At 63.2% G+C, this 21,435-nt stretch carries 21 protein-coding genes; 11 read left to right on the top strand and 10 right to left on the bottom strand.

The features are described 5' to 3' along the window. The first annotated feature begins 16 nt into the window (after positions 1-16). The 5 genes from PQR42_RS09880 (at position 17) to PQR42_RS09860 (ending at position 4,805) form a co-directional block, all read left to right on the top strand. Positions 17-940, top strand: coding sequence for an endo alpha-1,4 polygalactosaminidase (locus PQR42_RS09880; RefSeq protein ID WP_408386016.1), 924 nt, complete (start codon positions 17-19; stop codon positions 938-940). 55 nt (positions 941-995) lie between these two features. Then, positions 996-2,018 carry a UDP-glucose 4-epimerase GalE gene (galE, locus tag PQR42_RS09875; RefSeq protein ID WP_408386018.1) on the top strand — a complete coding sequence of 341 codons (1,023 nt, stop codon included), beginning with the start codon at positions 996-998 and terminating at the stop codon, positions 2,016-2,018. A 63-nt stretch (positions 2,019-2,081) separates the two neighbouring features. Beyond that, positions 2,082-3,899 carry a glutamine--fructose-6-phosphate transaminase (isomerizing) gene (gene glmS / locus PQR42_RS09870; RefSeq protein WP_408386019.1) on the top strand — a complete coding sequence of 606 codons (1,818 nt, stop codon included), beginning with the start codon at positions 2,082-2,084 and terminating at the stop codon, positions 3,897-3,899. Between the two features lie 337 nt (positions 3,900-4,236). Next, on the top strand, positions 4,237-4,587 hold the full coding sequence (locus PQR42_RS09865) for a hypothetical protein (RefSeq protein ID WP_408386021.1): 351 nt from the start codon (positions 4,237-4,239) through the stop codon (positions 4,585-4,587). Beyond that, on the top strand, positions 4,587-4,805 hold the full coding sequence (locus PQR42_RS09860; RefSeq protein ID WP_132375102.1) for a DUF6566 family protein: 219 nt from the start codon (positions 4,587-4,589) through the stop codon (positions 4,803-4,805). Before PQR42_RS09865 ends, PQR42_RS09860 begins: the two co-directional genes overlap by 1 nt. A gap of 140 nt (positions 4,806-4,945) precedes the next feature. Here PQR42_RS09860 and PQR42_RS09855 read toward each other — a convergent pair whose 3' ends face one another. After that, entirely contained in the window at positions 4,946-5,737 is a 792-nt protein-coding gene (locus PQR42_RS09855; protein WP_408207938.1) for an alpha/beta fold hydrolase, read from the bottom strand. A 149-nt stretch (positions 5,738-5,886) separates the two neighbouring features. On the opposite strand from PQR42_RS09855, the gene PQR42_RS09850 reads away from it, so the two are divergent. Then, positions 5,887-7,362, top strand: a complete 1,476-nt coding sequence (locus tag PQR42_RS09850; RefSeq protein WP_408386023.1) for an HD domain-containing phosphohydrolase — start codon at positions 5,887-5,889, stop codon at positions 7,360-7,362. Positions 7,363-7,465: 103 nt separating this feature from the next. Here PQR42_RS09850 and PQR42_RS09845 read toward each other — a convergent pair whose 3' ends face one another. Further along, on the bottom strand, positions 7,466-8,083 hold the full coding sequence (locus PQR42_RS09845; protein ID WP_408386025.1) for a LysE/ArgO family amino acid transporter: 618 nt from the start codon (positions 8,081-8,083) through the stop codon (positions 7,466-7,468). A gap of 97 nt (positions 8,084-8,180) precedes the next feature. On the opposite strand from PQR42_RS09845, the gene PQR42_RS09840 reads away from it, so the two are divergent. Continuing rightward, positions 8,181-9,074, top strand: a complete 894-nt coding sequence (locus PQR42_RS09840) for a LysR family transcriptional regulator ArgP (RefSeq protein ID WP_408386027.1) — start codon at positions 8,181-8,183, stop codon at positions 9,072-9,074. 21 nt (positions 9,075-9,095) lie between these two features. On the opposite strand, the gene PQR42_RS09835 is transcribed toward PQR42_RS09840, so the two are convergent. The 6 genes from PQR42_RS09835 to PQR42_RS09810 form a co-directional block, all read right to left on the bottom strand. Next, positions 9,096-10,589, bottom strand: a complete 1,494-nt coding sequence (locus tag PQR42_RS09835; RefSeq protein ID WP_408386029.1) for a SulP family inorganic anion transporter — start codon at positions 10,587-10,589, stop codon at positions 9,096-9,098. Positions 10,590-10,731: 142 nt separating this feature from the next. Then, positions 10,732-11,358 carry a carbonic anhydrase gene (locus PQR42_RS09830; protein WP_408449013.1) on the bottom strand — a complete coding sequence of 209 codons (627 nt, stop codon included), beginning with the start codon at positions 11,356-11,358 and terminating at the stop codon, positions 10,732-10,734. Between the two features lie 66 nt (positions 11,359-11,424). Continuing rightward, a complete protein-coding gene (locus PQR42_RS09825; RefSeq protein ID WP_408386033.1) occupies positions 11,425-11,721 on the bottom strand; it encodes a DUF4148 domain-containing protein in 297 nt (98 codons plus the stop codon). 129 nt (positions 11,722-11,850) lie between these two features. After that, positions 11,851-13,308, bottom strand: coding sequence for a heavy metal sensor histidine kinase (locus tag PQR42_RS09820; protein ID WP_408386035.1), 1,458 nt, complete (start codon positions 13,306-13,308; stop codon positions 11,851-11,853). Further along, positions 13,305-13,988 (bottom strand): heavy metal response regulator transcription factor IrlR, encoded by a 684-nt coding sequence (gene irlR / locus PQR42_RS09815; RefSeq protein ID WP_408386036.1) that lies wholly within the window; start codon positions 13,986-13,988, stop codon positions 13,305-13,307. The genes PQR42_RS09820 and irlR overlap by 4 nt, the downstream gene beginning before the upstream one ends. Positions 13,989-14,010: 22 nt before the next feature. Then, positions 14,011-14,382, bottom strand: coding sequence for a hypothetical protein (locus PQR42_RS09810; RefSeq protein WP_408386041.1), 372 nt, complete (start codon positions 14,380-14,382; stop codon positions 14,011-14,013). Between the two features lie 229 nt (positions 14,383-14,611). Between PQR42_RS09810 and PQR42_RS09805 the strand changes: the two genes are divergently transcribed. Then, on the top strand, positions 14,612-14,959 hold the full coding sequence (locus PQR42_RS09805; protein WP_408386043.1) for a DUF4148 domain-containing protein: 348 nt from the start codon (positions 14,612-14,614) through the stop codon (positions 14,957-14,959). A 73-nt stretch (positions 14,960-15,032) separates the two neighbouring features. On the opposite strand, the gene PQR42_RS09800 is transcribed toward PQR42_RS09805, so the two are convergent. Further along, the gene (locus tag PQR42_RS09800; protein WP_408386045.1) at positions 15,033-16,430 is read right to left on the bottom strand and encodes an NAD(P)/FAD-dependent oxidoreductase; all 1,398 of its coding nucleotides are present in this window, start codon (positions 16,428-16,430) and stop codon (positions 15,033-15,035) included. 157 nt (positions 16,431-16,587) lie between these two features. Here PQR42_RS09800 and PQR42_RS09795 point away from each other — a divergent pair, with 157 nt between their 5' ends. From PQR42_RS09795 to PQR42_RS09785, 3 genes are all read left to right on the top strand, one after another. Continuing rightward, positions 16,588-17,568 (top strand): LysR family transcriptional regulator, encoded by a 981-nt coding sequence (locus tag PQR42_RS09795; RefSeq protein WP_408386047.1) that lies wholly within the window; start codon positions 16,588-16,590, stop codon positions 17,566-17,568. A 269-nt stretch (positions 17,569-17,837) separates the two neighbouring features. Continuing rightward, positions 17,838-19,442, top strand: coding sequence for a purine-cytosine permease family protein (locus PQR42_RS09790; RefSeq protein WP_408386049.1), 1,605 nt, complete (start codon positions 17,838-17,840; stop codon positions 19,440-19,442). Positions 19,443-19,510: 68 nt separating this feature from the next. Further along, positions 19,511-20,902 carry an NAD(P)/FAD-dependent oxidoreductase gene (locus tag PQR42_RS09785; RefSeq protein ID WP_408386051.1) on the top strand — a complete coding sequence of 464 codons (1,392 nt, stop codon included), beginning with the start codon at positions 19,511-19,513 and terminating at the stop codon, positions 20,900-20,902. A 117-nt stretch (positions 20,903-21,019) separates the two neighbouring features. Here PQR42_RS09785 and PQR42_RS09780 read toward each other — a convergent pair whose 3' ends face one another. Beyond that, positions 21,020-21,391 carry a cupin domain-containing protein gene (locus tag PQR42_RS09780; protein WP_012432544.1) on the bottom strand — a complete coding sequence of 124 codons (372 nt, stop codon included), beginning with the start codon at positions 21,389-21,391 and terminating at the stop codon, positions 21,020-21,022. Positions 21,392-21,435 lie beyond the last annotated feature (44 nt).

The following is a 21,435-nucleotide window of genomic DNA, read 5'->3' as shown; positions in this document are numbered from 1 at the left end:
GCGTTGCAAGAACAATATGAAAGAGGAACCGGCTTTGTCCGAACACGATCACGATTACGGCCGACGTTTCACCTTGCGCGCGCTGCTGCGTCGTGTCAGCCGATTCGCGCGCATGGCCGCGCTCGGCGCGCTGGCTTCGGTGGCGCACGCGCAGAGCGCGACGGATGCGCCGGCGGGACCGTCGGTGGCGCTGTACTACGGCGCGAATCCGCCTGTCGAAGAACTGGCCGCATTCGATGTCGTCGTGGTCGACCCCGACGCGCACTTCGATCCGCGTGCTCACGCGAAGACGCATCCGGCGTGGTTCGCGTATGTGAGCGTCGGCGAGGTGAACCCGCATCGCGCGTACTACAGGTCCATACCGTCCGCGTGGCTGCCGGGCGTCAACGAGGCTTGGGCCTCGCATGTGATCGACCAGACGGCCGCTGAATGGCCGGCGTTTTTCGTCGACAAGGTGATCGCGCCGTTATGGAAAAAAGGCTATCGAGGCTTTTTCCTCGACACGCTCGACTCCTACCACCTGATCGCCAAAACCGACGCCGCGCGAGCCGCGCAGGAGGCGGGATTGGTGCGCGTCATCCGCGCGATCAAGAAGCGTTATCCGAAGGCGAAACTGATCTTCAACCGCGGGTTCGAGGTATTGCCGCAGGTCCATGATCTCGCCGACATGGTGGCGTTCGAATCGCTGTACCGCGGTTGGGATGCCGGCAAGCAGCGTTATACGGAAGTGCCGCAGGCCGACCGCGACTGGCTGCTGATGCAGGCGGCGATCATCCGCGATCAATACAAGTTGCCGGTACTGTCCATCGACTATTGCCCGCCCGCCGACGATACCTGCGCAGCCGCCACCGCGGCGCGGATTACCGCGGCCGGGTTCGTGCCTTACGTCACCGACGGCGGACTCGCGACCGTCGGCGTGGGCGCGGCCGAGCGGCAATGAGCGGCAATGCGCAGCCGTGACACTCGAATTGAATAAATATAAAAGGGAATTTCGCATGGACTTGAAAGGCACGATTCTGGTAACCGGCGGCGCCGGCTTTATCGGCTCGCATACCTGTGTCGAATTGCTGAACGGCGGCTACGACGTGGTCGTGGTCGACAACCTCGTCAACAGCAACCGCGAGTCGCTCAAACGCGTCGAGCAGATCACGGGTAAGCGCGTCGCGTTCTACGAAACGGATTCGCGCGATGAAGCGGCGCTGCAACGCATTTTCGACGCGCACGCGGTGACTGGTGCGATTCACTTCGCGGCGCTGAAAGCGGTGGGCGAATCCGTCTCGAAGCCGATCGAGTATTACGACAACAATCTCGGCAGTCTGCTCACGCTGCTCTCGGTGATGCGCGCGCGCAATGTGAAGCAGTTTGTGTTCAGTTCGTCGGCCACGGTGTACGGCGTGCCGAAAACGTCGCCAATCGACGAATCGTTTCCGCTGTCGGCCACGAATCCCTATGGACAAACGAAGCTGATCGCCGAACAGATCCTGCGCGATCTGGAGATATCCGATCCGTCGTGGCGGATCGCCACGCTGCGTTATTTCAATCCGGTCGGTGCGCACGAGAGCGGTTTGATCGGCGAAGACCCGGGCGGCGTGCCGAACAACCTCATGCCGTATGTCGCGCAAGTCGCGGTCGGCAAGCTGGAGAAGCTGCGCGTGTTCGGTGGCGATTACGACACGCCGGACGGCACCGGCGTGCGTGACTACATCCACGTGGTGGACCTGGCGCGCGGCCACCTTGCCGCGCTCGACGCGCTGCTCGAGCGCGATGCGAGTTTCGTCGTGAATCTCGGCACGGGGCAGGGCTATAGCGTGCTGGACGTGGTGCGCTCGTTCGAAAAGGCGTCGGGCAAGCCGGTGCCTTTTGAAATCGTGGCGCGCCGTCCGGGCGACGTCGCATCCTGTTTCGCCGACCCGGCCGCGGCGGACAAGCTGCTCGGCTGGCGTGCGCAGTACGGCATCGAACGCATGTGCGCCGATCACTGGCGCTGGCAATCGAGCAATCCTGCCGGGTACGCCTGAGGCTCAGCTCGATTCGGGGCGGCTCGCCCCATCCGATACAACATCACGTGGGAAAGCAAATTTATGTGTGGCATTGTCGGCGCGGTAGCGCAACGTAACATCGTCCCGGTTCTGATCGAAGGACTGCGACGTCTCGAGTATCGCGGCTACGACTCGTGCGGCGTCGCCGTGCTGGCGGCGGCCGGTCCGCGCCGCGCGCGCAGCACGGCGCGCGTGGCGGACCTCGACGCGCAGGCGCGCGAGACGCATCTCGAAGGCGGCACGGGCGTCGCGCACACCCGTTGGGCGACTCACGGCGCACCGGTCACGGACAACGCGCATCCGATTTTCTCGAAGGACGAGTTGGCGCTGGTGCATAACGGCATCATCGAAAACTACGAACCGTTGCGCGAGATGCTGCGCGCGAAGGGCTACGTGTTCGTTTCGCAAACCGACACCGAAGTGGTCGCGCACCTCGTGCATAGCCTGTATCGCGGCGATCTGTTCGAGGCGGTTCGCGAAGCCGTGAAGCAACTGGACGGCGCGTACGCGATCGCGGTCGAGCATCAGGCTCATCCGCATCTGGTGGTGGGCGCGCGGCAGGGTTCACCGCTCGTCGTCGGCATCGGCGAAGGCGAGAATTTCCTCGCGTCGGACGCGCTGGCTTTGGCCGGCGAGACCGAACGCTTCATCTTCCTGGAAGAGGGCGATGTGTGCGAGCTGACGCTCGAGCGCGTGCGAGTGGTGAGCCGCGATGACGTCGACGTAGAGCGCGAAGTGCGCACGGTGGCCGCGTATGGCGGCGGCGTCGAACTCGGCCCGTACCGGCATTTCATGCAGAAGGAAATCTTCGAGCAGCCGCGCGCGATCGCCGACACGGTGCCGCAGGGGGAGTCGCTCGATGCGTCGTTGTTCGGTGAAGAAGCTGCCGCTGTGTTTGCGGATATCGACAGCCTGCTGATTCTCGCGTGCGGCACCAGCTATTACTCGGGACTGACGGCCAAATACTGGCTCGAATCAATCGCGAAAATTCCCACTCAGGTCGAAATCGCCAGCGAATACCGCTACCGCGATTCGGTGCCGAATCCGAAGGCGCTGGTGGTCGTGATCTCCCAATCCGGCGAAACGGCCGACACGCTCGCTGCCTTGAAGCATGCGCAGTCGCTCGGACACAAGCACACGCTGTCGGTCTGCAACGTGGCGACGAGCGCGATGGTGCGGCTGACCTCACTGTCGTTTCACACGCACGCGGGCCGCGAGATCGGCGTGGCGTCGACCAAGGCGTTCACCACGCAACTGGTCGGACTGTTCGTTCTTGCCGCGACGCTGGGGAAAATCCGCGGCACCGTGAGCCCGGAACAGGAAGCCGATTATGTGCGCCAGTTGCGCCATTTGCCGGCCGCGTTGAACGCCGTGCTGGCGCTGGAGCCGCAGATCATCGCGTGGTCGGAGAAGTTCTCGGGCAAGGAAAGCGCGCTGTTCCTCGGACGCGGCTCGCACTATCCGATCGCACTCGAAGGCGCGCTCAAGCTTAAGGAGATTTCTTATATTCACGCGGAGGCTTATCCAGCCGGTGAGCTGAAGCATGGCCCGCTGGCGCTCGTTACCGATGCGATGCCGGTCGTGACGATCGCGCCGAACGATGCGCTGCTCGAGAAGCTGAAGTCGAATCTTCAGGAAGTGAAGGCGAGAGGCGGCGAGCTTTATGTGTTTGCTGATACCGATACGCGGATTGGCAGTGAACCCGGGATTCACGTGATCAGGATGCCGGAGCACTATGGGCCGTTGTCGCCGTTGCTGCATGTGGTGCCGTTGCAATTGCTGGCCTATCACACGGCGTGTGCGCGTGGGACGGATGTCGATAAGCCCAGGAACCTGGCGAAGTCGGTCACGGTGGAGTAAAGGGTTAGCGGCGGGGCGGCCGGCGGCCCCGCCGGCTTCGTTGTTGAATGGTTGCGGACCGTGGTTTGTTTGTAGTTTGACAATTGCGCCCGAAAGCCCGCCGTCAGGCTCCCTGCCTGCCAAAGCTTGCTCAGAGCTTTGATAATCGCTCGCGAACCGCGCGGCGACTGCATTCTCGTGTTCTTTACTCTTCAGCGTCACGACCCGAGTGCAAGCTGCCCGGTGCGACGATCATTGGATTGCGCAAAGACCTGTATGGATGTACAGTATCCTGAATGGGATTTCGTGGCGCAGTCGGAATGGTGACGGCGCGAGCGATGGAGCATAGGGAGAGAACATGTTTCGACTTTTGGGCTTGGGCGCTCTGCTGTTCGCGGCGGCTTCGACGGCCATGGCCGGCGAGCACTACGTCGAAGTCTGGAACCCGCCGGAAGCGCGAGCGAGCATGCCGCATCGCGCGGTCGTTGCCCATCGACCTGCCGGTAGCCGGCACCTCGTTCCCCATGCGATGAAAGCGCGCGCGCGGCCCACACCGGCGCCAGTTGCCAGGCTCGTCGCGAAAACGGACCGGCGAGAAAACGCGCCTGTCCATGCGCCGGATATGTCCGAGATTCCGCGGCAGATCACGCCCGAGGGCAATGTATTGCGGGTGGATTCGCGCGGCATGACGGCTGAGGTGACGCGCTGATGGAGTCCCAGACTTATCACGGCTACACCGTCTGGGGTCACGCCATCTTGCAGCAGGAGGACATCTTGCAGCCCGAGCGGTACGCCGCCAGCGGGACCATTACGCTGGCCGGCAAGCTGATCGAAGCGTCGGGCATTCTCGCCCACTTCGATACTGAGGAAGAAGCGCAACGCGCGGGTCTGGAGTGGGCGCGTGCCTGGATCGATAGCCACGGGTGACCAGCGCGGAAAAACCGCGCAGGCGCCTGACTCATCGCATCCAATCACAGTAGTTTCGGCAAAGCGCTCGCATCGAGCGTGACAACCCGTCGTGCGATCGCCGTCCGAGCGGGCTGTCATCGCCTGTCAGTCTCTCAGTCTTACTTCGCCGCACGAGCCGCCGTGATAATAGCTGCCGCGACTTCCGTCGGCTGCGACAGCATGGCAACGTGGCTCGCATTGACCTTGACCAGCGTGGCGCCGATCTGTTGCGCCATCGCGGCCTGCAAGGGTGCGGGGATCATGCGGTCCTTCTCCGTCAGCACGTACCACGACGGCTTGCTGTGCCACGCCGCGGTCGCCACCTTGTCGTCAGAGCAACCGGCAAACCAGGGGCCTTGCGTCGCCGCCACGATACGGGCTTGGGCCGGCGGCAGGTCCTGCGCGAAGTCCTTGATGATCCCGTCTGTCGACAGTGTCAGATAGCCGGCGGAGTCCTTCCGCAACTCCGTCGCCCACGAGGGCGCGGGCTTGCCTTTGAGGATGTCGTTGATCGATTGACCGTTATCCGGGGCAAACGCCGCGACATAGACGAGCGCCTTGACCTTGTCGTCGTTGCCTGCCTGAGAGATCACCGCACCGGCCCACGAGTGGCCCACCAGAATGACGGGCCCGTTCTGTTGTTCGATGACGCGTTGCGTTGCCGCTGCATCGTCGTCGAGCGACTTGAGGGAGTTTTGCACCGCCACCACGTGCAGACCTTTTGCTTCGAGCAGCGGAATCACCTTGTTCCAGCTCGAGCCGTCGGCGAATGCTCCGTGCACCAGCACGACGTTCTTTCCCTTGAGATCGTCGTTCGGCGCGGCGGCGCTTGCCGGCGTGACGGCGGCCAGCGACAGCAAGCCTCCCAGCATCAGCGTGGCAGCCAGGCACTTTTTCAGCAAGGTATTCATAATGTTCATCCTCTTCGTCAAATTCGTTGGGTAAGAAACAACGTGCGGACTGGAGGATGCGCCGGTCGGCCGATTTCCTGTATCGGTCGAATGACCGAGCCGACACAGTCCGGCTGGACGCGCGAGTACTGACAACAAGGTCGAAAGCTATGCATGACGTTTCTGCAATCCGGGTGCTGGACGCGGTCAAGGCCCTCGCGTTCATTGGCGACCTCAGCATGGGGCAGCCCACCGACCATTCGCCGCGCACGGCCTGGCTGGCGGCGCGACTCGCCGCCGAGGCTGGTCTGGACGGCGCGCAATGCGACGTCGTCAAGGAAGTGTCCCTTCTGAGGTGGTCTGGCTGCACGGCAAACGCAGCCGGTTTTTCCGACTGGCTCGGCGACGACATCGGCGGCCGCGCGGCCATGCTTGCCATGCGGCCGGACTGGACCGGGACCGGCGAGTCGCCGGCGCAAGTGGGCGCCGCGATCACGCCGCTCGCCCAGATACACTGCGAGGTTTCGGGCGAGGTGGCTCGTATGCTCGGGCTCACTCATGCGACTCAGGAGGCGCTTCGACGTATTTTCGAAAGTTGGGACGGCGGAGGTTTCCCTGACCATCGGCCTGGGCGCGATGTACCCGTCGCGGTGTTCATCGTCGCTGTGGCCGGCGATCTCGAGATTCTGAGCCGGGTCTACGGTCTCGAGCGCGCGCAGATGCTGATCGCGCAGAAGGGCGGCCGGCAATACCCGTTGGAACTTGCGCAGCTCGCCTCGGCTCGGGCGGCCGCGTGGCTCAAGGAGCTCGACGATTCGACCGCGCAGCGGCTTGCTGAGCCCGCGCGCACGGATGCGCTGCAGCTTGGCAGCGCGCCGGAGATCGTCGCCGACGTGATCGACCTGAAGCTGCCGTGGATGACCGGCTATTCGCGGCGAGTCGCCGAGACGGCCGGTGCCTGCTGCGCGCATTTAGGGCTGAGCGACGCCGCGCGGCGCAGCACCTACACGGCGGGGCTGCTCCATGGCATGGGACGCATGGCGGTCCCCAACGCCATCTGGAACACGGCGGGCGAGCTTTCTCCGGCAGCATGGGAAAAGGTACGCCTCGTGCCCTACTGGACCGCGCGTGCGGGCAAACAGATCGAGGGCCTCGCTCGCGAGTCGGAGATCGCATCTTTCGCATACGAGCGTCTCGACGGTTCGGGCTATTTCCGCAGCAGCGCGGGCGACGCGATTGGACGCGAAGCGCGTGTGCTTGCGGTTGCTGCCGCCTGGGTCGCCTTGCGCTCAGCGCGCCCTTGGCGGCCGGCATTTTCGCCGGAACAGGCCACGGCGCTGCTCAACGAGCAGGCGCGGGCGGGGCGTTTCGATACGGAAGCGGTCGAGGCGACCGTTTCCTCCGAACTCGGCGATGTCCCCGCGTCCGGCGAACGTGCGCGCAATCCGAAAGCAGGGTTGCTGTCGCCGCGAGAAGCGGAAGTGCTCAAACACATCAGCCTGGGTGCGAGCAACAAGGAGGTCGCGCGCATTCTCGAACTGAGCCCCAGTACCGTGCGCACGCATGTGGAAAGCGTCTTTCGCAAGCTCGAATGTTCGACCCGTGCCGCGGCCACGTTGAAGGCTTCCGCGCTCGGGTGCATCTAGGCCGATGCGCTGCGTACGGGTTTGCCGTGGTGCGGGCACCCGTACTTTCTGAAAGTTTCTGTCTCCCGACAACACCACCTGACGACAACCGCGCCGGCGGCGGTCACCTCAACTGCGTCACCGCGAGCAGCAGCACCATGCTGCCGATTGCGCCATCCAGCACGCGCCATGCCGTCGCCCGCTTGAAGAGCGGCGCGAGGGCGCGTGCACCGTAGCCCAATCCGATAAACCAGATCCCGCTGACCGCCATCGCGCCCAGCGCGAAGGCGACCCGCGCGCCTTCGGGTTCGCGGGCGCCGGCCGTGCCGATCAGCAGGAACGTGTCGAGATATACGTGCGGATTGAGCCACGTGAAGGCAAGCGTCATCAGAATGATCGGCACGGCGCGCTGCACAGGCGCCGCGCTGACGTCCCCGCCTTCCAGTACCGCATGCCCCGGCCGCACCGCGCGGCGCAACGCGTTGATCCCGAACCACGCCAGATAGGCGAGCCCGACATACAGCATGGCGTGGACGAACACGGGATAGCGCTCGACCAGGACCGAGGCGCCGCCGACGCCCGCGCCGATCAGAATGAAGTCCGACAACGCGCACAGCGCGACGATCTTGCCGACGTGCGAGCGCATGATGCCCTGACGCAGCACGAAGGCGTTTTGCGCGCCGATCGTCACGATCAGGGAGGCGCACAGGGCGGCGCCGTGAGAAAAAGACAGCCAATTCATAATCGATCCAGTAGACGGGAGAAGCGAACGAGGCTAGTCTGCGGGTTTGCTGCTCATAAGAGAAGCTAATTTACTTAATGCCGATTAAGGAACGCTAATGCTCGATTATGCGTTGCTCGATGCGCTGGCCGCCGTGGTACGTCACGGCTCGTTCGACCGTGCCGCCAGCGAACTGAATGTGACGCCGTCCGCGGTATCGCAGCGGGTCAAACTACTGGAAGAGCGCGTGGGCAGCGTGCTGGTGAAGCGCGGCCAGCCTTGCGTCGCGACCACCTCGGGCGCGCTGCTGTGCCGCCACACCGAACGCGTGCAATTGCTCGAAGCGGAGCTGACCGGCCGCCTGCCGACGCTGCCCGGCGCGCTGGTCGAACCGTGGCCGGCGCTGCGCGTCGCGGTCAACGACGACAGCGTCGGCACCTGGTTCATCGACGCGGTCGCGCAATTCTGCGTCGAGCGGGAGATGCTGCTGGATCTGGTGATCGACGATCAGGACCACACCGCGCAGCGGATCCGCGACGGCAGTGTGCAAGGCGCGGTCACCACGCAAGCCGAGCCGGTACAGGGTTGCCGCTCCACGCGCCTTGGACGGATGCGTTATCTGGCAGTCTGTTCACCGGAGTTTCTCGCGCGTCACTTTGCCGACGGCCTTACGCGCGAGAGCTTGCGGCGCACGCCGTGCGTCGACTTCAATCCCAAGGACCAGTTGCAAAAGCGTTTCATGCGCCGCATCACGCGCGCGGACATCGATCCGCCGTTGCACTGGATTCCGCACGTCGCCGGTTTTTTGCGCGCTTGCGTCACGGGACTCGGCTGGGGCATGTGCCCGGAGCGCATGATCGCCCCGCATCTGGCCAGCGGCGAACTGGTGGAGATCGCGCCCGGCAAGCATATCGATGTCGACCTCTACTGGCAGAGCTGGCGTTTGTCGATCGACTGGCTCGACGACTTCGGCGCGGTGTTGCGCAAGCGGGCAACGGAGTTTCTGGACTGACCGACAGTGCCCAATGCGTCGTCAGCTTGCCGGCCAGTGCCGGTATTCGATCCGCACTCCGCTGGTTTGTGCATCCGCCATGAAGCCGTCGATCACGCGCCGCACGTCGTAATCGATATGGTCGGCCTGGGTCGCGTCGAGAATCAAGGTCGCGCCCGGCGGAATCTCCCCGAGATAACTTTTCAGTTGCGGCGTGCAGAAGAAGGTCGCGTTTCTGCGCAGGGTCAGCACGTAGTGATCGCCGTCGCGCGTAAAGCTCATCGCGCGATACCGATCGCGTTCGACGACAAATACCACGCTCAGCGCGAAGCCGATTGCAATGCCGCTCAGCAGATCCGTCAGCAGAACCCCGGCGATGGTGCCGATGAACGGCACGAACTGGGCGCGCCCGGCGCGGCCCATCGCCACGAACAGTTGCGGCTTTGCGAGTTTGTAGCCGGTATGGATCAGGATCGCCGCGAGGCTGGCGAACGGAATCATATTGATCACGCTGGTCAGCGTGAGCATGGCGACTAGCAGCACCAGCCCGTGCGTCATGCACGAAACACGGCTGCGGGCACCCGCGTGCACGTTGGCCGCGCTGCGCACGACCACGGCGGTGAGCGGCAGCGCGCCGAGCAGACCGGCTAGCATGTTGCCGACGCCTTGCGCCTTCAGTTCACGATCGGGCGGCGCTCTGTGATGCACGGGATCGATCTGTTCGAGCGCTTCGAGACTCAGTAAGGTTTCCAGACTCGCGACGATCGCGATCACCACGGCCACGCGCCACACAGCGGGGTCGAGCCAGTGCGCGAAGCCGGGAAACGTGAGCGCATCGCGAAACGCATCCCATGATCCGAGCGAGGGCATCGCGACACGTTGCACGGACGCGATCGCGTTGCCCGGCGCGAGAGAGTCGGCGAATCCCGAGACGGCGATGCCGATCAACACCACCACAAGCGGCGCGGGGGCCGCGCGTACGAGACGCCAGCGCTGTAACGCAGGCGTGTCCCACGCCACGAGTATGCCGATCGACGCGACCGCGAGTAGCGGCATGACCACGGAGAGGCCGTCGCCACCGATGCCCACAGCCAGCGGCAACTGACTGGCGATCAGCAGAATGCCGATCGAGGCGAGCATGCCGTTGATCACCGGCACCGGCACATAGCTCGCCAGCCGTCCGGCGCGCAGAAAGCCCAGCATGATCTGCAAAGCGCCCGCGATCACGAGCGCGCTCAGAAACGCGGCGAAGCTACCGAGCGTGGCGAGCGCATCGACGACGATCACGACGAGCCCGGCAGCTGGCCCACTCACGCTGAGCCGCGAGCCGCTCAGCAACGCGACCACGAGGCCGCCGATCACGCCGGCCAGAATGCCGGCGAATGGCGCGACGCCGGAAGCTTGCGCGATGCCCAAACACAGCGGCAACGCGATCAGGAAAACGGTAATGCCCGCGAGCAGATCGCTGCGCCACGCATACGTGCGGGACGCAGGGCTGTTGTTGACTTCAGGTTGTTGAGAGGTGGATGGAATCATCGTAGAGCTTGCCTCGAAGCAGGGGAGTCGAAAAAAACGCCGCGCTTATCGGCGGCGTTTGTCGTGCGCGGTTGCAGCAGCGCGGGCGATTGGGATTGATCGGTCTCCTCGCGCGGATTCCGACTGATTGGCGCAGAGGCAATCAGCCCACTTCGGCCTCGGTGTCCGAGTTGCGGTTCGCGGTCCAGGGCGTGTCGGTCAATGTTTTCAGGCGTCCTTCGAGCATCGAGAAAATCCAGCCGTGAATCTGCACCGTGCGCCGCGCGCGCTGAATCAATGGCATGGTGTGCAGCGTCTGTACCTGCGCCAGCACATTGAGTTCGGCGAGCCGGTCCGCGCGTGCCTCGAAGCTCGGCAGCTCGCGCAATTCGGCGGTATGCAGCGCGCAGAGCCGGCGAATTCCGCTGATGCGGCGATTGACATTAGGCAACTCGGGCGCGGGCGCGCGCAGCGCCGCTTGCACACCGCCACAACAGTGATGCCCGCAGACGATCACATGCTCTACCTTCAGCACGGTGACCGCGTATTCGAGCACGCTCGCGAGGCTGTCGTCGTTGTCGGCGACGAGATTCGCGATATTGCGATGCACGAAGATCTCGCCGGGCGTCGCCCGTGTAATCGCTTCCGGCACGCGGCTGTCGGAGCAACCGATCCACAGCACGTTCGGTTGCTGATTGCTGGCAAGGCGCCGGAAATACGCAGGATCACGGCTGTTGATTTCGTCGGACCAGGCGAGGTTTTCGACGAGCATGCGCTTCGGATATGTCATGAACGAGCTTCCGTTGATGCGACGATCGCGTTGGGGATTGCAGCGGTATCTGTTGACGAACGAGCGTCAATCGTTCTCGGCCCAGTAACGCTGCACGGCTGCATGGCGGGCTTTATTCGCGTCGATGCTCCGTTGGCTCGGTGGATAGTCGGCCTCGGTGTTGGGGATGAGACCTTGCCGCTGAGCCTCGATTAACTCCTGGCGCACCTGCTCGCGGGATTTCCCCATCTGTTGCGGCTGCCCCGCGAGGGTGCCTTGCGGTAGCAAGGTGAAGGTGGGAATGCTGTTGCTGTCGTTTGCCACGGCGGTGGTGGCGAGTGTGCTCAGAATCAGGGCGGCCAGGGCGGTTGTGTAGTGTCTCATCGAGTCCTCTGCAAGTTGATTCGGATATCTGATCAAAGTTGATCAGGCAGGGACATTGTGCATAGCAGACGATGAGACCGTGGTGATCGCCGCATGATAGTTTTGTCATCGTGCGGGCGTGTGCTTGGCTCAACTGATCGGCGGATGCTTCGGAAAGCGCAGGCTGAACGTGGTGCGCACGTGCGGCACGCTTTCCACGCTGCATTCGCCGTGATGTTCGTCCATGATCGACTTGACGATGGCAAGTCCGAGGCCCGTGCCGCTCGCCGAGTTGTGCCGCGATGGATCGACCCGGTAGAAACGGTCGAAGATGCGCTCCAGATGCGGTCGCGCGATACCGGTGCCGGTGTCCGACACCGAGATGTGCGCGAAGCGCCGGCGTTCCGCGCACTGCACGTCGACGGTGCTGCCGCGCGGCGCGTGGGTCAACGCGTTCGAAATCAGGTTGCTGAGCGCCCGCTGCACCATCAGCACATCGCCTTCGAAACGCGCATTGCCCAATACGACGATCTCGACGCCGGCATCCGCCGCCATGATTTCGTAGTAGCCGGCAATGCGCAGCGCTTCGCTGCGCGCGTCGACACACTGCAGCGTCAATCGGTGGCGAATGCTGTCCGCGCGCGCGAGAAACAGCATGCTGTCGATCAGACGCGCGAGGCGCTGGAATTCGTCCACGCTCGATTCGATCACGCCGCGGTATTCATCGGCGGAACGCGGTTGCGAGAGTGCCACTTGCGCTTCCGCCAGCAGATTGGTGAGCGGCGTGCGCATGTCGTGCGCAAGGTCGGACGAAAATTGCGTGAGACGCGTGAATGACTCATGCAGGCGCGCCAGCATCCGGTTGAAGGCGCGGCTCAGTTCCTTCAGTTCGCCAGGCATGTCGTGCTCGGGCAATGGTTGCGCAAGATGACTGCTGGAGATCTGCTCGGCGCGCGCCGTCAAGCGGGCCAGCGGCCGCAGTCCGAAACGGGCGGTCGACCACGCAAGCAGCGCATTCACCAGCGTCCCCGTCACGATGACGAACAGCACGTTGAGTGCGTAGGCGCGCAGTAACGCGCGTTCGCCACTCGCGTCGTATTGCACGACCACGCGCACTTGGGTACCGGAGGGATCGCCGAGCGGCGCCATTGCCACCAAAAAGCGCAGCGGCAGTTTTTCGATCGACACGCGCACGGGTGCTAGTCCGGCGCGCACGGTCATGGTCTCCGCATTCGGCCAGTAGCCGTTGGTGCGAATGAGCGGTGCGCTACGCGCGTCGAACAACGCGATGTCGAGGTTCTGATGTCCGTATAACTGGTTCTGCCAGGTCCCACGATCGGCGTTGACCGCCTGGATGCTGGGCATGGTGTGCAGGCGCAATTGCAGCGCGGCGAGGGTGGTGGTCATCTCGCGCGCCGACGCCGCTTCGATACGCGTTTTCAGGCCGTGATACAGCAATACGCCATTGAAGATGAGGAGCAGCGAAGTCGCAAGGGCGAAGAGTATGGATAGCCTCGCACGCAAGGTGCGCGGCACGAGCAGCGCCGGGGGCTTGAAGCGCCGCGTTTTCGCGGGCAGGCGCAGCGCCGCGAGTAGACGTCGGATCATGACTGCGATGGGCCGCGCTCTTCCAATACGTAGCCCATGCCGCGCACGGTGTGGATCAGCTTGGGTTCGTAGTTGTCGTCGACCTTCGCGCGCAGGCGGCGGATCGCGGCGTCGACGACGTTCGTGTCGCTGTCGAAGTTCATGTCCCACACCTGGGAGGCGATCGTCGAACGCGGCAGAATTTCACCCTGACGACGCATCAGCAGCCATAGCAACGCGAATTCCTTGGCCGTGAGCAGGATCATGTCGCCGTGACGCGTGGCCTTGCGGCGCGTCAGGTCGAGCACCAGATTCGCTACTTGCACGGAAGCGGCGTCGCGCGTTTGCCCACGCCGCAGAATCGATCGCACACGGGCGAGCAGTTCGGCAAAGTCGAACGGCTTGACGAGATAGTCGTCGCCACCCATGTTGAGGCCGCGCACCTTGTCGTCCACCTCGTCGCGCGCGGTGAGCAGCAGGACCGAAGTCGAATGGGTGCGGCGCAGGTTTTTCAGCACCGTCCAGCCGTCCTGGCCGGGCAGCATGACGTCGAGCACGATCAGATCGTAGTCCTCCGTCAACGCGCGGTGCTGGCCGGTCACGCCGTCTTCCACCCAATCGACGATAAAGCCCGCTTCGGTCAAGCCTTTCCGAAGATACGTGCCGGTTTTGATTTCGTCCTCGACGATCAGGATACGCATGATTTTCTCTCAGTGCCGCGGGTCAGCGGCCGATGCGTGCATTGGGCGCGCATGACGTGGAGGTATTGGGTGCATCGAGTCCGTGATCGGTTGCAGGCAGCGAACTGGAAGTCCGCGGCATGGTGCGAGTCATCGCGGAAAACACCTCGAGCGAGAGCAGGCCTCGCGTGAACAATGGCTCGTCCTGGCCGCTTGGCTTTCCATATGCGGAAGTGCAGGATGGTGCGCCGCCGTCGAACAGCCCGTCAGGTTGATTCCACCAGAACGCCAGCGAACTGAGCGCGATGACGAGCAGCGCGGCCCCCAATGAGACCGGATGGTCGATGCTGAGCCGTTCCCAGCGTGCCGGAACGCTTGCGCTGAAATGCGTGATGCGCGTCGTCAGGCTTCGCATTCGTTGAAAGTGCCGCATACGGTTCAATTTGATTAAAGAACGGTCCCATCGTACGGATACCTGATCGATGCGAACATGAACGCAACATGACAATTTCGTCATATATCTTGCGTGCATGTTTTATTGCGGTGCATCGCACGCATGACAGGATCGTCATGGCGCGCTCATGTTCAAGGAGCCACTCCGATCTAGTATGTGGGATCAATCAAACGGAAACGGAGAATAGATCGTGCGGAATGCGAAGTGGTTTGCGGGAGTCGTACTGGCCTTTGCCTGGATGAGCGTGTCGGTGGCGAACGACGGTGTCCCGCAGCGTGACTCAGCCACGGGGCCGCTTGTGGCTTACGAGGCTCAGGAGCAGGTACAGAAAAAACCGCAGCAGATGCAGGGCGGGGAAGAGGGGGCGGTGCAGAAGGCGCGGCAGGCGCCGCAAGGAAAGACCCGCGAGGAAGTGAAGCGTGAACTGGCCGTCGCGCGCGCGTCGGGCTGCATGGATGTGTCGGACAGCCAGTATCCGCAGCCGTGTCCGTTGCCGGATGGCGAGCGTTCCGTGGCGGACGCGTTTCAGATGCGCTAGGTTGAAGTAGGTAGCAAGCCGCTCACTTGCCGAACCGATCGCATCTGCCGGCGCGTGAGCAGCAAAGTTTTCTTTAGTGCAGACGGATCACCGGATGCACGCGTCTGCGCAACCAGTGGCTCGCCGTATCGAGTGCCATGCGAGCGAAGCCGGTCAACGTCATGACGTGCCGTCGATAGATGAGCTTGTAGACTGCGGTGGCGAGCCAGCCATCGACAAACACCGGCTGCGTCAGCAAGCTGCTGCTGAGGCTGCCAATAGTGCCTTCACGCCCGAAGCCGACCAGCGTGCCGGCGTCGCGATACACGAACTCGGGCAGTGCTTCGCCCGCCATCCGGCACTTCAACGCACGCGCAAGAAACAGCGCCTGTTGATGCGCGACCTGCGCGCGCGGCGCGAGGAACGCGCCGGCGTCGTCGGCGGGGCAGGCCGCGCAGTCGCCAAGGCCGAAGATGTTCGCGTCGTTCGTGCACTGCAACGTGCGATTCACCTGGATCTGCGCGTTGCGATTCACCGCGATGCCGTCCAGCTTGCGCAATACCGGCGGTCCCGAGATGCCCGCCGTCCAGATCGCGATGTCGCTGGCGAGCGGAGCGCCGCCGTCGGTCAGCACGGCATCGGCACGTACTTCGGTGACGCGTGTGGCACTCAACACCTCGACACCGAGGCTCCCGAGCATCCGCTCCGCGCGCGCTGAAATCGTTTCGGACAGAGCGGGCAGCACACGTCCGCTGCTTTCGATCAAGCGGACGCGGAAGTCGCGCACCGGATCGAGCGAAAACGGTGTATAGCGATTCAGCAACCGCACCGTGTCGCGCAACGCCGCGGCAAGTTCGACGCCGGTCGCGCCCGCACCGATGATGTTGATCGACACCGGCGTCTCCGCTTGCGCTGTCTGCGCCCGACGCGCATGGTTCGCGCGCAGGCAGGCATCGAGCAGCTTGCGGCGGAATGCTTCCGCATGCGCGACCGATTCGAGCGGCAATGCATGCTCCGCCGCGCCGGGCACACCGAAATACTGCGTGACGCTGCCCATGGCCAGCACCAACGTGTCGAAAGCGAGTTGACGTGCCGGCAGGATTTCGCGGCCGTCGGCGTCATACAGCGCGCTCAGGGTGATATGCCGCTCCGCACGATCGAGCGCAGTGAGTTCGCCCTGTTCGAATTCGAAGCCGTGACGTTGCGCCTGCACCGCATATTGCAGTTGATGGGTCGCGGGATCGAGTTGACCTGAAGCGGCTTCGTGCAGCAGGGGCTTCCAGAAGTGCGTGGGCCAGCGGTCGACCAGCACGATCTGCGCGCGACCGCCACGCCCGAGCGATTCGGACAGACGCGTAGCGAGCCCGAGTCCACCCACGCCACCGCCGACGATCACGACCCGATGCGCCGCCGTATCGTCCGGGCGTTGCGTGGATTGCGTGCGGTGCGCCCGTTGCGTTGTTGCGCTTGCCTGCTGATCGATTGCGGCCATGATCTCTATCCTCCTGACGTTATTGGTGCCGGGCCGGTGCTGGCGCCGCGCGGAGTGCGATTCCAAACATTCCCCGGCTCATCTGTCAGGCCAGTATAGAATCGGCGAAAACCGCAGCACAATTTAATGTTTATACGGAACATATAGGTTTTCACTTATGTTAAAAGCCGCGACGTTTCGTCAGTTGAAGGCCTTGCATACGATTGCGAAGCTCGGCAGCGTGTCGCGCGCGGCCGAGGAATTGCGGCTCACACAGCCGGCTGTGTCGCTGCAGGTGCGGCTGCTCGAAGAGGCCGCGGGCGCGCCGCTCTTGCAGCGCGTGGGGCGTGGCGTGCAGTTGACTGCGGCCGGCGAGATCCTCGCCCGCTATGCGCTCGAAATCCTCGACCTGTGGAACGGCGCGTCGGACGATCTGGCCGCGTTGCACGGCGAGCAGGGCGGCACGCTGCGCATCGGCGCGATCACCACGGCCGAGTATCTGATCCCGCCGTTTCTGGTGCGTTTCACCGAATCGCGTCCGCAAGTGAAGGTGCAGTTCAAGGTCGGCAATCGCGCCGACATCATCCGCATGCTGGCGACGCATGAGATCGATCTGGCGGTGATGGGCAGCGCGCCGCGCGAGTTGCGCACGGCGGCGACCGCGTTCGCCAAACATCCGATGGCGTTCGTCGCCTCGCCCGCGCACGCGCTGATGAAGAAAAAGCGTTTGTCGCTCGACGATCTGCAAAGCGCGAATCTGTTCGTGCGGGAACGCGGCTCGGGCACGCGTTCGACCGTCGAGAATCTGTTTCGGCTCGCGGGCCTCAAGCTTCACATCGGCTCGGAGTTGTCGAGCAACGAGGCGATCAAGCAGTTGGTCGAGGCGGGATTGGGTATCGCCTTTCTGTCGCTGCATGCTTGCTCGCTGGAGTTTCAGGCGGGTTTGCTCGCGCTGTTGCCGATGCCCGCCAACCCGATCGAACGCGACTGGTATGTGATGCACATGTCGGATAAACGTCTGCCGCACGTGGCCGGGCTGTTCCGCGATTTTCTGATCGAACACGGCATGTCGGGCGCGGTGCCGGTGCCACTGCCGGCTGTCGCCGCCGCGAAAAAACGCCGCCAGACGCGTCAGGCGGGCGGCGCGGACGCTGCTTAATGCGTGGGGATTCTCGCTATTCGCTTCGACGTTTGCGTCGAGCGGGCCCTGCGGAAAGTCCCTGCACGGCCTTTCAGTGGCCCTGTCGAGCCTTAGCGGGCGGGGCTTGCGGGTTACATCGCTGGAAATCGAAGTAAAGGTTGGGCGGGCGATATTTTTGCCCGCGCCGATTGTCTTTACAGTGGCGTCCAGACATCTGAGAAAAGTGGACGCCGCATCCCCGTGGCGAGCCATTGTGATTGACCTGGCCGTTACAGGAGTCGGAGACAATGAGCAGCAACAGCATCACTCAAGTCGAAACATTCGGTTTCGAACGCATTCCGGATCGCTCGCGCTATGCGCGGCCGATCGATCTGTTCCGCTTGCTGTTCGGCGGTTGCAATACCTTTTCGACCTCGGTGCTCGGTAGTTTTCCGGTGCTGCTCGGTTTGTCGTTCAAGGCGGGCGTTTATTCGATCGTGCTCGGCGTGCTGATCGGCTCGTGCATTCTTGCGCCGATGAGCCTGTTCGGTCCGCGCAACGGCACCAGCGACCCGGTCTCGTCGGGCGCGCATTTCGGCATTCACGGACGGATTGTCGGCTCGTTTCTGGCCGTGCTGACCGCGGTCGCGTTTTTCTCGCTGGCGGTGTGGAGTTCGGGCGATGCGCTCGTGGGCGGCGCGAATCATCTGTTCGGTTTGCCGGTCAACTGGATGACGCTGAGCTTCGCGTACGGTCTGTTCGCGGTGCTGGTGCTCACCGTCTGCGTGTACGGTTTCCGCTTCATGCTGTGGGTCAACAAGATTGCTGTGTGGGCGGCGAGCATTCTCTTCGTCGTCGGTCTGTTCGCGTTCACCAAGTCGTTCGATGGTGCGTACGCCGGCAAGGTCGCGCTCGGCTCGGTGGGTTTCTGGCCGGCCTTCGTGAGCGCCGTGCTGGTCGCAATGAGCAATCCCGTATCGTTCGCCTGCACGCTCGGCGATTGGGCCCGCTATATTCCGGAGAACACGCCGAGAAAGCGCACGATCCTCGCGGTAATGCTAGCGCAACTGGCCACGTTCGTGCCGTTCTTCTTCGGCCTCGCCACGGCGACGATCATCGCCAGCAAGGCGCCGGATTTCATCGCGTCGAATAACTATGTGGGCGGTCTGCTGGCGATCTCGCCGAACTGGTTCTTCCTGCCGGTGTGTCTGATCGCGATCATCGGCGGCATGTCCACGGGTACGACCGCGCTGTATGGCACCGGTCTCGACATGTCGAGCATGTTTCCGAAGGTCCTGAACCGCGTGCGCGCCACGTTGCTGATCGGCAGCCTCGCCATCGGCTTCATTTTTCTCGGCCGCTTCGCATTCAATCTGGTCGAAAGCGTGTCGACGTTCTCGGTGCTGATCAACGTCTGCAGTTGCCCGTGGATGGTGATCATGATCATCGGCTTCGTCACGCGGCGTGGTTTCTATCTGTCCGACGATTTGCAGGTGTTCAATCGCGGCGGCCGTGGCGGTCACTACTGGTTCACGCACGGCTGGAACTGGCGCGCGATGGGCGCGTGGATTCCGAGCGCGGCGATTAGCCTGTGCTTCGTGAATCTGCCGGATCAGTTCGTCGGTCCGCTCGGTCAGCTCGCCGGTGGTCTCGACATCAGCATGCCGGTTTCGCTGACACTGGCGGCCGCGCTGTATATCGCTTTGTTGCAGTGCTTTCCGGAACCGGACGGCGTGTATGGACCGCAAGGCCGACGTTGGCTGCGCGGTGGTTCGCAACACAATGTGACCGTGCATCCCGTGGTGCCGGCGACTAAGCTTAAAGCAGCCGCGCAGCAGCGGACGAAACCGCAACACGCCGTGGGTGCGGAACGCGAGCGCGAGGCAGAGCTGGACACGCAGGACGCAGGTTGAAGCGCACGCTAATGTGCGCGGCTTCGTGCAGTACAAGCAATGGTATTTAAATTGAGTAGGCAAACAGGATGAGCGAGTCAGTAAAGCGCGCGTTTGAAGGGGTAAAACTGTTTCCGTTCTGGCTGGACAATCCGCGCGCGCCGGCTGTCGAACGGGAATTGATCGGTCCGACCACTGCGGATCTGGTCGTGGTGGGCGGTGGCTTCACCGGTCTGTGGGCCGCCATTCAAGCGAAAGAAGCCGACCCGTCGCTCGACGTCGTGCTGGTCGAGGCGGGCAAGGTGGCTTACGGCGCTTCGGGCCGTCCAGGCGGCATCATCTCGACTTCGGTGATGCACGGTTTGCCGAATGCGACGCGCGTCTTTCCGCAAGACCTCGACGTGCTCGAAAAACTGGGCCAGGAGAATCTGGACGGCTTCAAGGAATCGTTGACGCGCTACGGCATCGAGGCGGATGTCGAATGGAACGGCGAGATGACCGTCGCGGTCGATCCGGGTCACCTCGATCATCTGAAGGGCGATTACGAACTGCATGTCTCACACGGGCACGACGTGGTGCTGCTCGACAGTCAAGGCGCACGCGAGCAACTCGATTCACCGCTCTTCGCGGGTGCGATGTGGTCGCGTAATCGCAGCGGCACGATTCATCCGGCGAAGCTCGCGTGGGGTTTGAAGGCCGCCGCGCTGAAACTCGGCGTGCGTCTGCATGAACATTCGCCGATCACGCGTCTCGAAGATTGCGGCGCGAAGATGATCGTGCACACGCAGGCGGGCCGCATCGAAACGCCGCGCGTGCTGCTCGGCACCGGTACGGCGGACGTCGGCGTGACGGACATCAAGCGCCGGGTGATGCAGGTGCGCGATCACATCATCGCCACGGCGCCGTTGAGCGAAGAGCAGATGGCGCGCATCGGCTGGAAGAATCGCCAGGGCATTTACGACACGCGTACGCAGCTCAATTATTTCCGGCTCACGAAAGACAATCGCATCATCTTCGGCGGCCGTGTGAGCTATCACTTCGGCGGCAACCCGAATCCCGCGGAAGATCGCGACGAAAGCACCTATTACAAGCTGGCCGAGGCGTTCTATCGCACCTTCCCGCAACTCGACGACGTGCGCTTCACGCATGCATGGGGCGGCCCGATCGACTATTGCTCGCGCGGCGCCGTGTTCGCGCGCCGCTATCACGGCGGCAAGAGCGTGTTCGTCGCGGGTTATACGGGCTTCGGCGTGGCGGGCAGCCGCTTCGGCGCGAAGATGGGCCTCGACATGCTGTGGCACCGTAAGACGGTGATCACGTCGCTCGATATTTCGCGCAAGGGGCCGTCGTATATTCCGCCGGAACCGGTGCGCTGGATCGCCGCGAAGATCACCTTCAACGCATTCGACGGCGCCGACGATCGCGGCGGCTGGCGGCGTCTGTGGATCAATTCGATCAAGGCGCTGGGTTTTCCGATGTAACCAGAAGGCGTCCGCGCAGTCGTGGCGGACGCGTTTTTTTATGTTGTGACTGGAATAAAAAAACCGCACCTTGACCAGTGCGGTTTCCGTTGAAGCAACGATGCAATGCAGTAAGACTTAACCGCAGTACACGATGCTGTACTTCTTGGTCGCCACCGGCATATGCCACGTGCCCGAGAAGCCTTTGTGCAGGATGAAGGCGTCGCCGGCGGCATAGCGTTCGCTGCGGCCGTCGTCGCTGGTGATCACGACTTCGCCTTCGATCAGCACGCACACTTCGTGGATCGGCAGGTCGGCCAGCTTCAGCGTGCCCGCATCGCATTGCCACACGCCCGCGGACAGCATGTTGGTGGCGTCGGAGTAAGCATTGAGAGCGTGCGGTGCCTTGGCGCCGTCGAGAATGACGTCGGCCGGATCGTGCAGGGCCGGGTTCAGGCCGGAAGCGCCAGGGCCTTTAGCGTCGATGCGGGTGAAAGTGATGTTGCTCATGTGTCTCTCCTGGTTGATTGGATCGAGGTCGCTATCGTTGAGTC

Source organism: Paraburkholderia sediminicola (assembly GCF_046027355.1).
In the GTDB taxonomy this organism is placed as follows: Bacteria; Pseudomonadota; Gammaproteobacteria; order Burkholderiales; family Burkholderiaceae; genus Paraburkholderia; species Paraburkholderia sediminicola_B.
Note: the sequence above shows the minus strand (reverse complement) of the source record. Positions and strands in the feature narration are given on the sequence as shown.

Bases quoted from the DNA above. Each gene is read 5' to 3' on its own strand.
- PQR42_RS09880 (WP_408386016.1), top strand. From the start codon at position 17: ATGAAAGAGGAACCGGCTTTGTCCGAACACGATCACGATTACGGCCGA.
- galE (WP_408386018.1), top strand. From the start codon at position 996: ATGGACTTGAAAGGCACGATTCTGGTAACCGGCGGCGCCGGCTTTATC.
- glmS (WP_408386019.1), top strand. From the start codon at position 2,082: ATGTGTGGCATTGTCGGCGCGGTAGCGCAACGTAACATCGTCCCGGTT.
- PQR42_RS09865 (WP_408386021.1), top strand. From the start codon at position 4,237: ATGTTTCGACTTTTGGGCTTGGGCGCTCTGCTGTTCGCGGCGGCTTCG.
- PQR42_RS09860 (WP_132375102.1), top strand. From the start codon at position 4,587: ATGGAGTCCCAGACTTATCACGGCTACACCGTCTGGGGTCACGCCATC.
- PQR42_RS09855 (WP_408207938.1), bottom strand. From the start codon at position 5,737: ATGAATACCTTGCTGAAAAAGTGCCTGGCTGCCACGCTGATGCTGGGA.
- PQR42_RS09850 (WP_408386023.1), top strand. From the start codon at position 5,887: ATGCATGACGTTTCTGCAATCCGGGTGCTGGACGCGGTCAAGGCCCTC.
- PQR42_RS09845 (WP_408386025.1), bottom strand. From the start codon at position 8,083: ATGAATTGGCTGTCTTTTTCTCACGGCGCCGCCCTGTGCGCCTCCCTG.
- PQR42_RS09840 (WP_408386027.1), top strand. From the start codon at position 8,181: ATGCTCGATTATGCGTTGCTCGATGCGCTGGCCGCCGTGGTACGTCAC.
- PQR42_RS09835 (WP_408386029.1), bottom strand. From the start codon at position 10,589: ATGATTCCATCCACCTCTCAACAACCTGAAGTCAACAACAGCCCTGCG.
- PQR42_RS09830 (WP_408449013.1), bottom strand. From the start codon at position 11,358: ATGACATATCCGAAGCGCATGCTCGTCGAAAACCTCGCCTGGTCCGAC.
- PQR42_RS09825 (WP_408386033.1), bottom strand. From the start codon at position 11,721: ATGAGACACTACACAACCGCCCTGGCCGCCCTGATTCTGAGCACACTC.
- PQR42_RS09820 (WP_408386035.1), bottom strand. From the start codon at position 13,308: ATGATCCGACGTCTACTCGCGGCGCTGCGCCTGCCCGCGAAAACGCGG.
- irlR (WP_408386036.1), bottom strand. From the start codon at position 13,988: ATGCGTATCCTGATCGTCGAGGACGAAATCAAAACCGGCACGTATCTT.
- PQR42_RS09810 (WP_408386041.1), bottom strand. From the start codon at position 14,382: ATGCGAAGCCTGACGACGCGCATCACGCATTTCAGCGCAAGCGTTCCG.
- PQR42_RS09800 (WP_408386045.1), bottom strand. From the start codon at position 16,430: ATGGCCGCAATCGATCAGCAGGCAAGCGCAACAACGCAACGGGCGCAC.
- PQR42_RS09795 (WP_408386047.1), top strand. From the start codon at position 16,588: ATGTTAAAAGCCGCGACGTTTCGTCAGTTGAAGGCCTTGCATACGATT.
- PQR42_RS09790 (WP_408386049.1), top strand. From the start codon at position 17,838: ATGAGCAGCAACAGCATCACTCAAGTCGAAACATTCGGTTTCGAACGC.
- PQR42_RS09785 (WP_408386051.1), top strand. From the start codon at position 19,511: ATGAGCGAGTCAGTAAAGCGCGCGTTTGAAGGGGTAAAACTGTTTCCG.
- PQR42_RS09780 (WP_012432544.1), bottom strand. From the start codon at position 21,391: ATGAGCAACATCACTTTCACCCGCATCGACGCTAAAGGCCCTGGCGCT.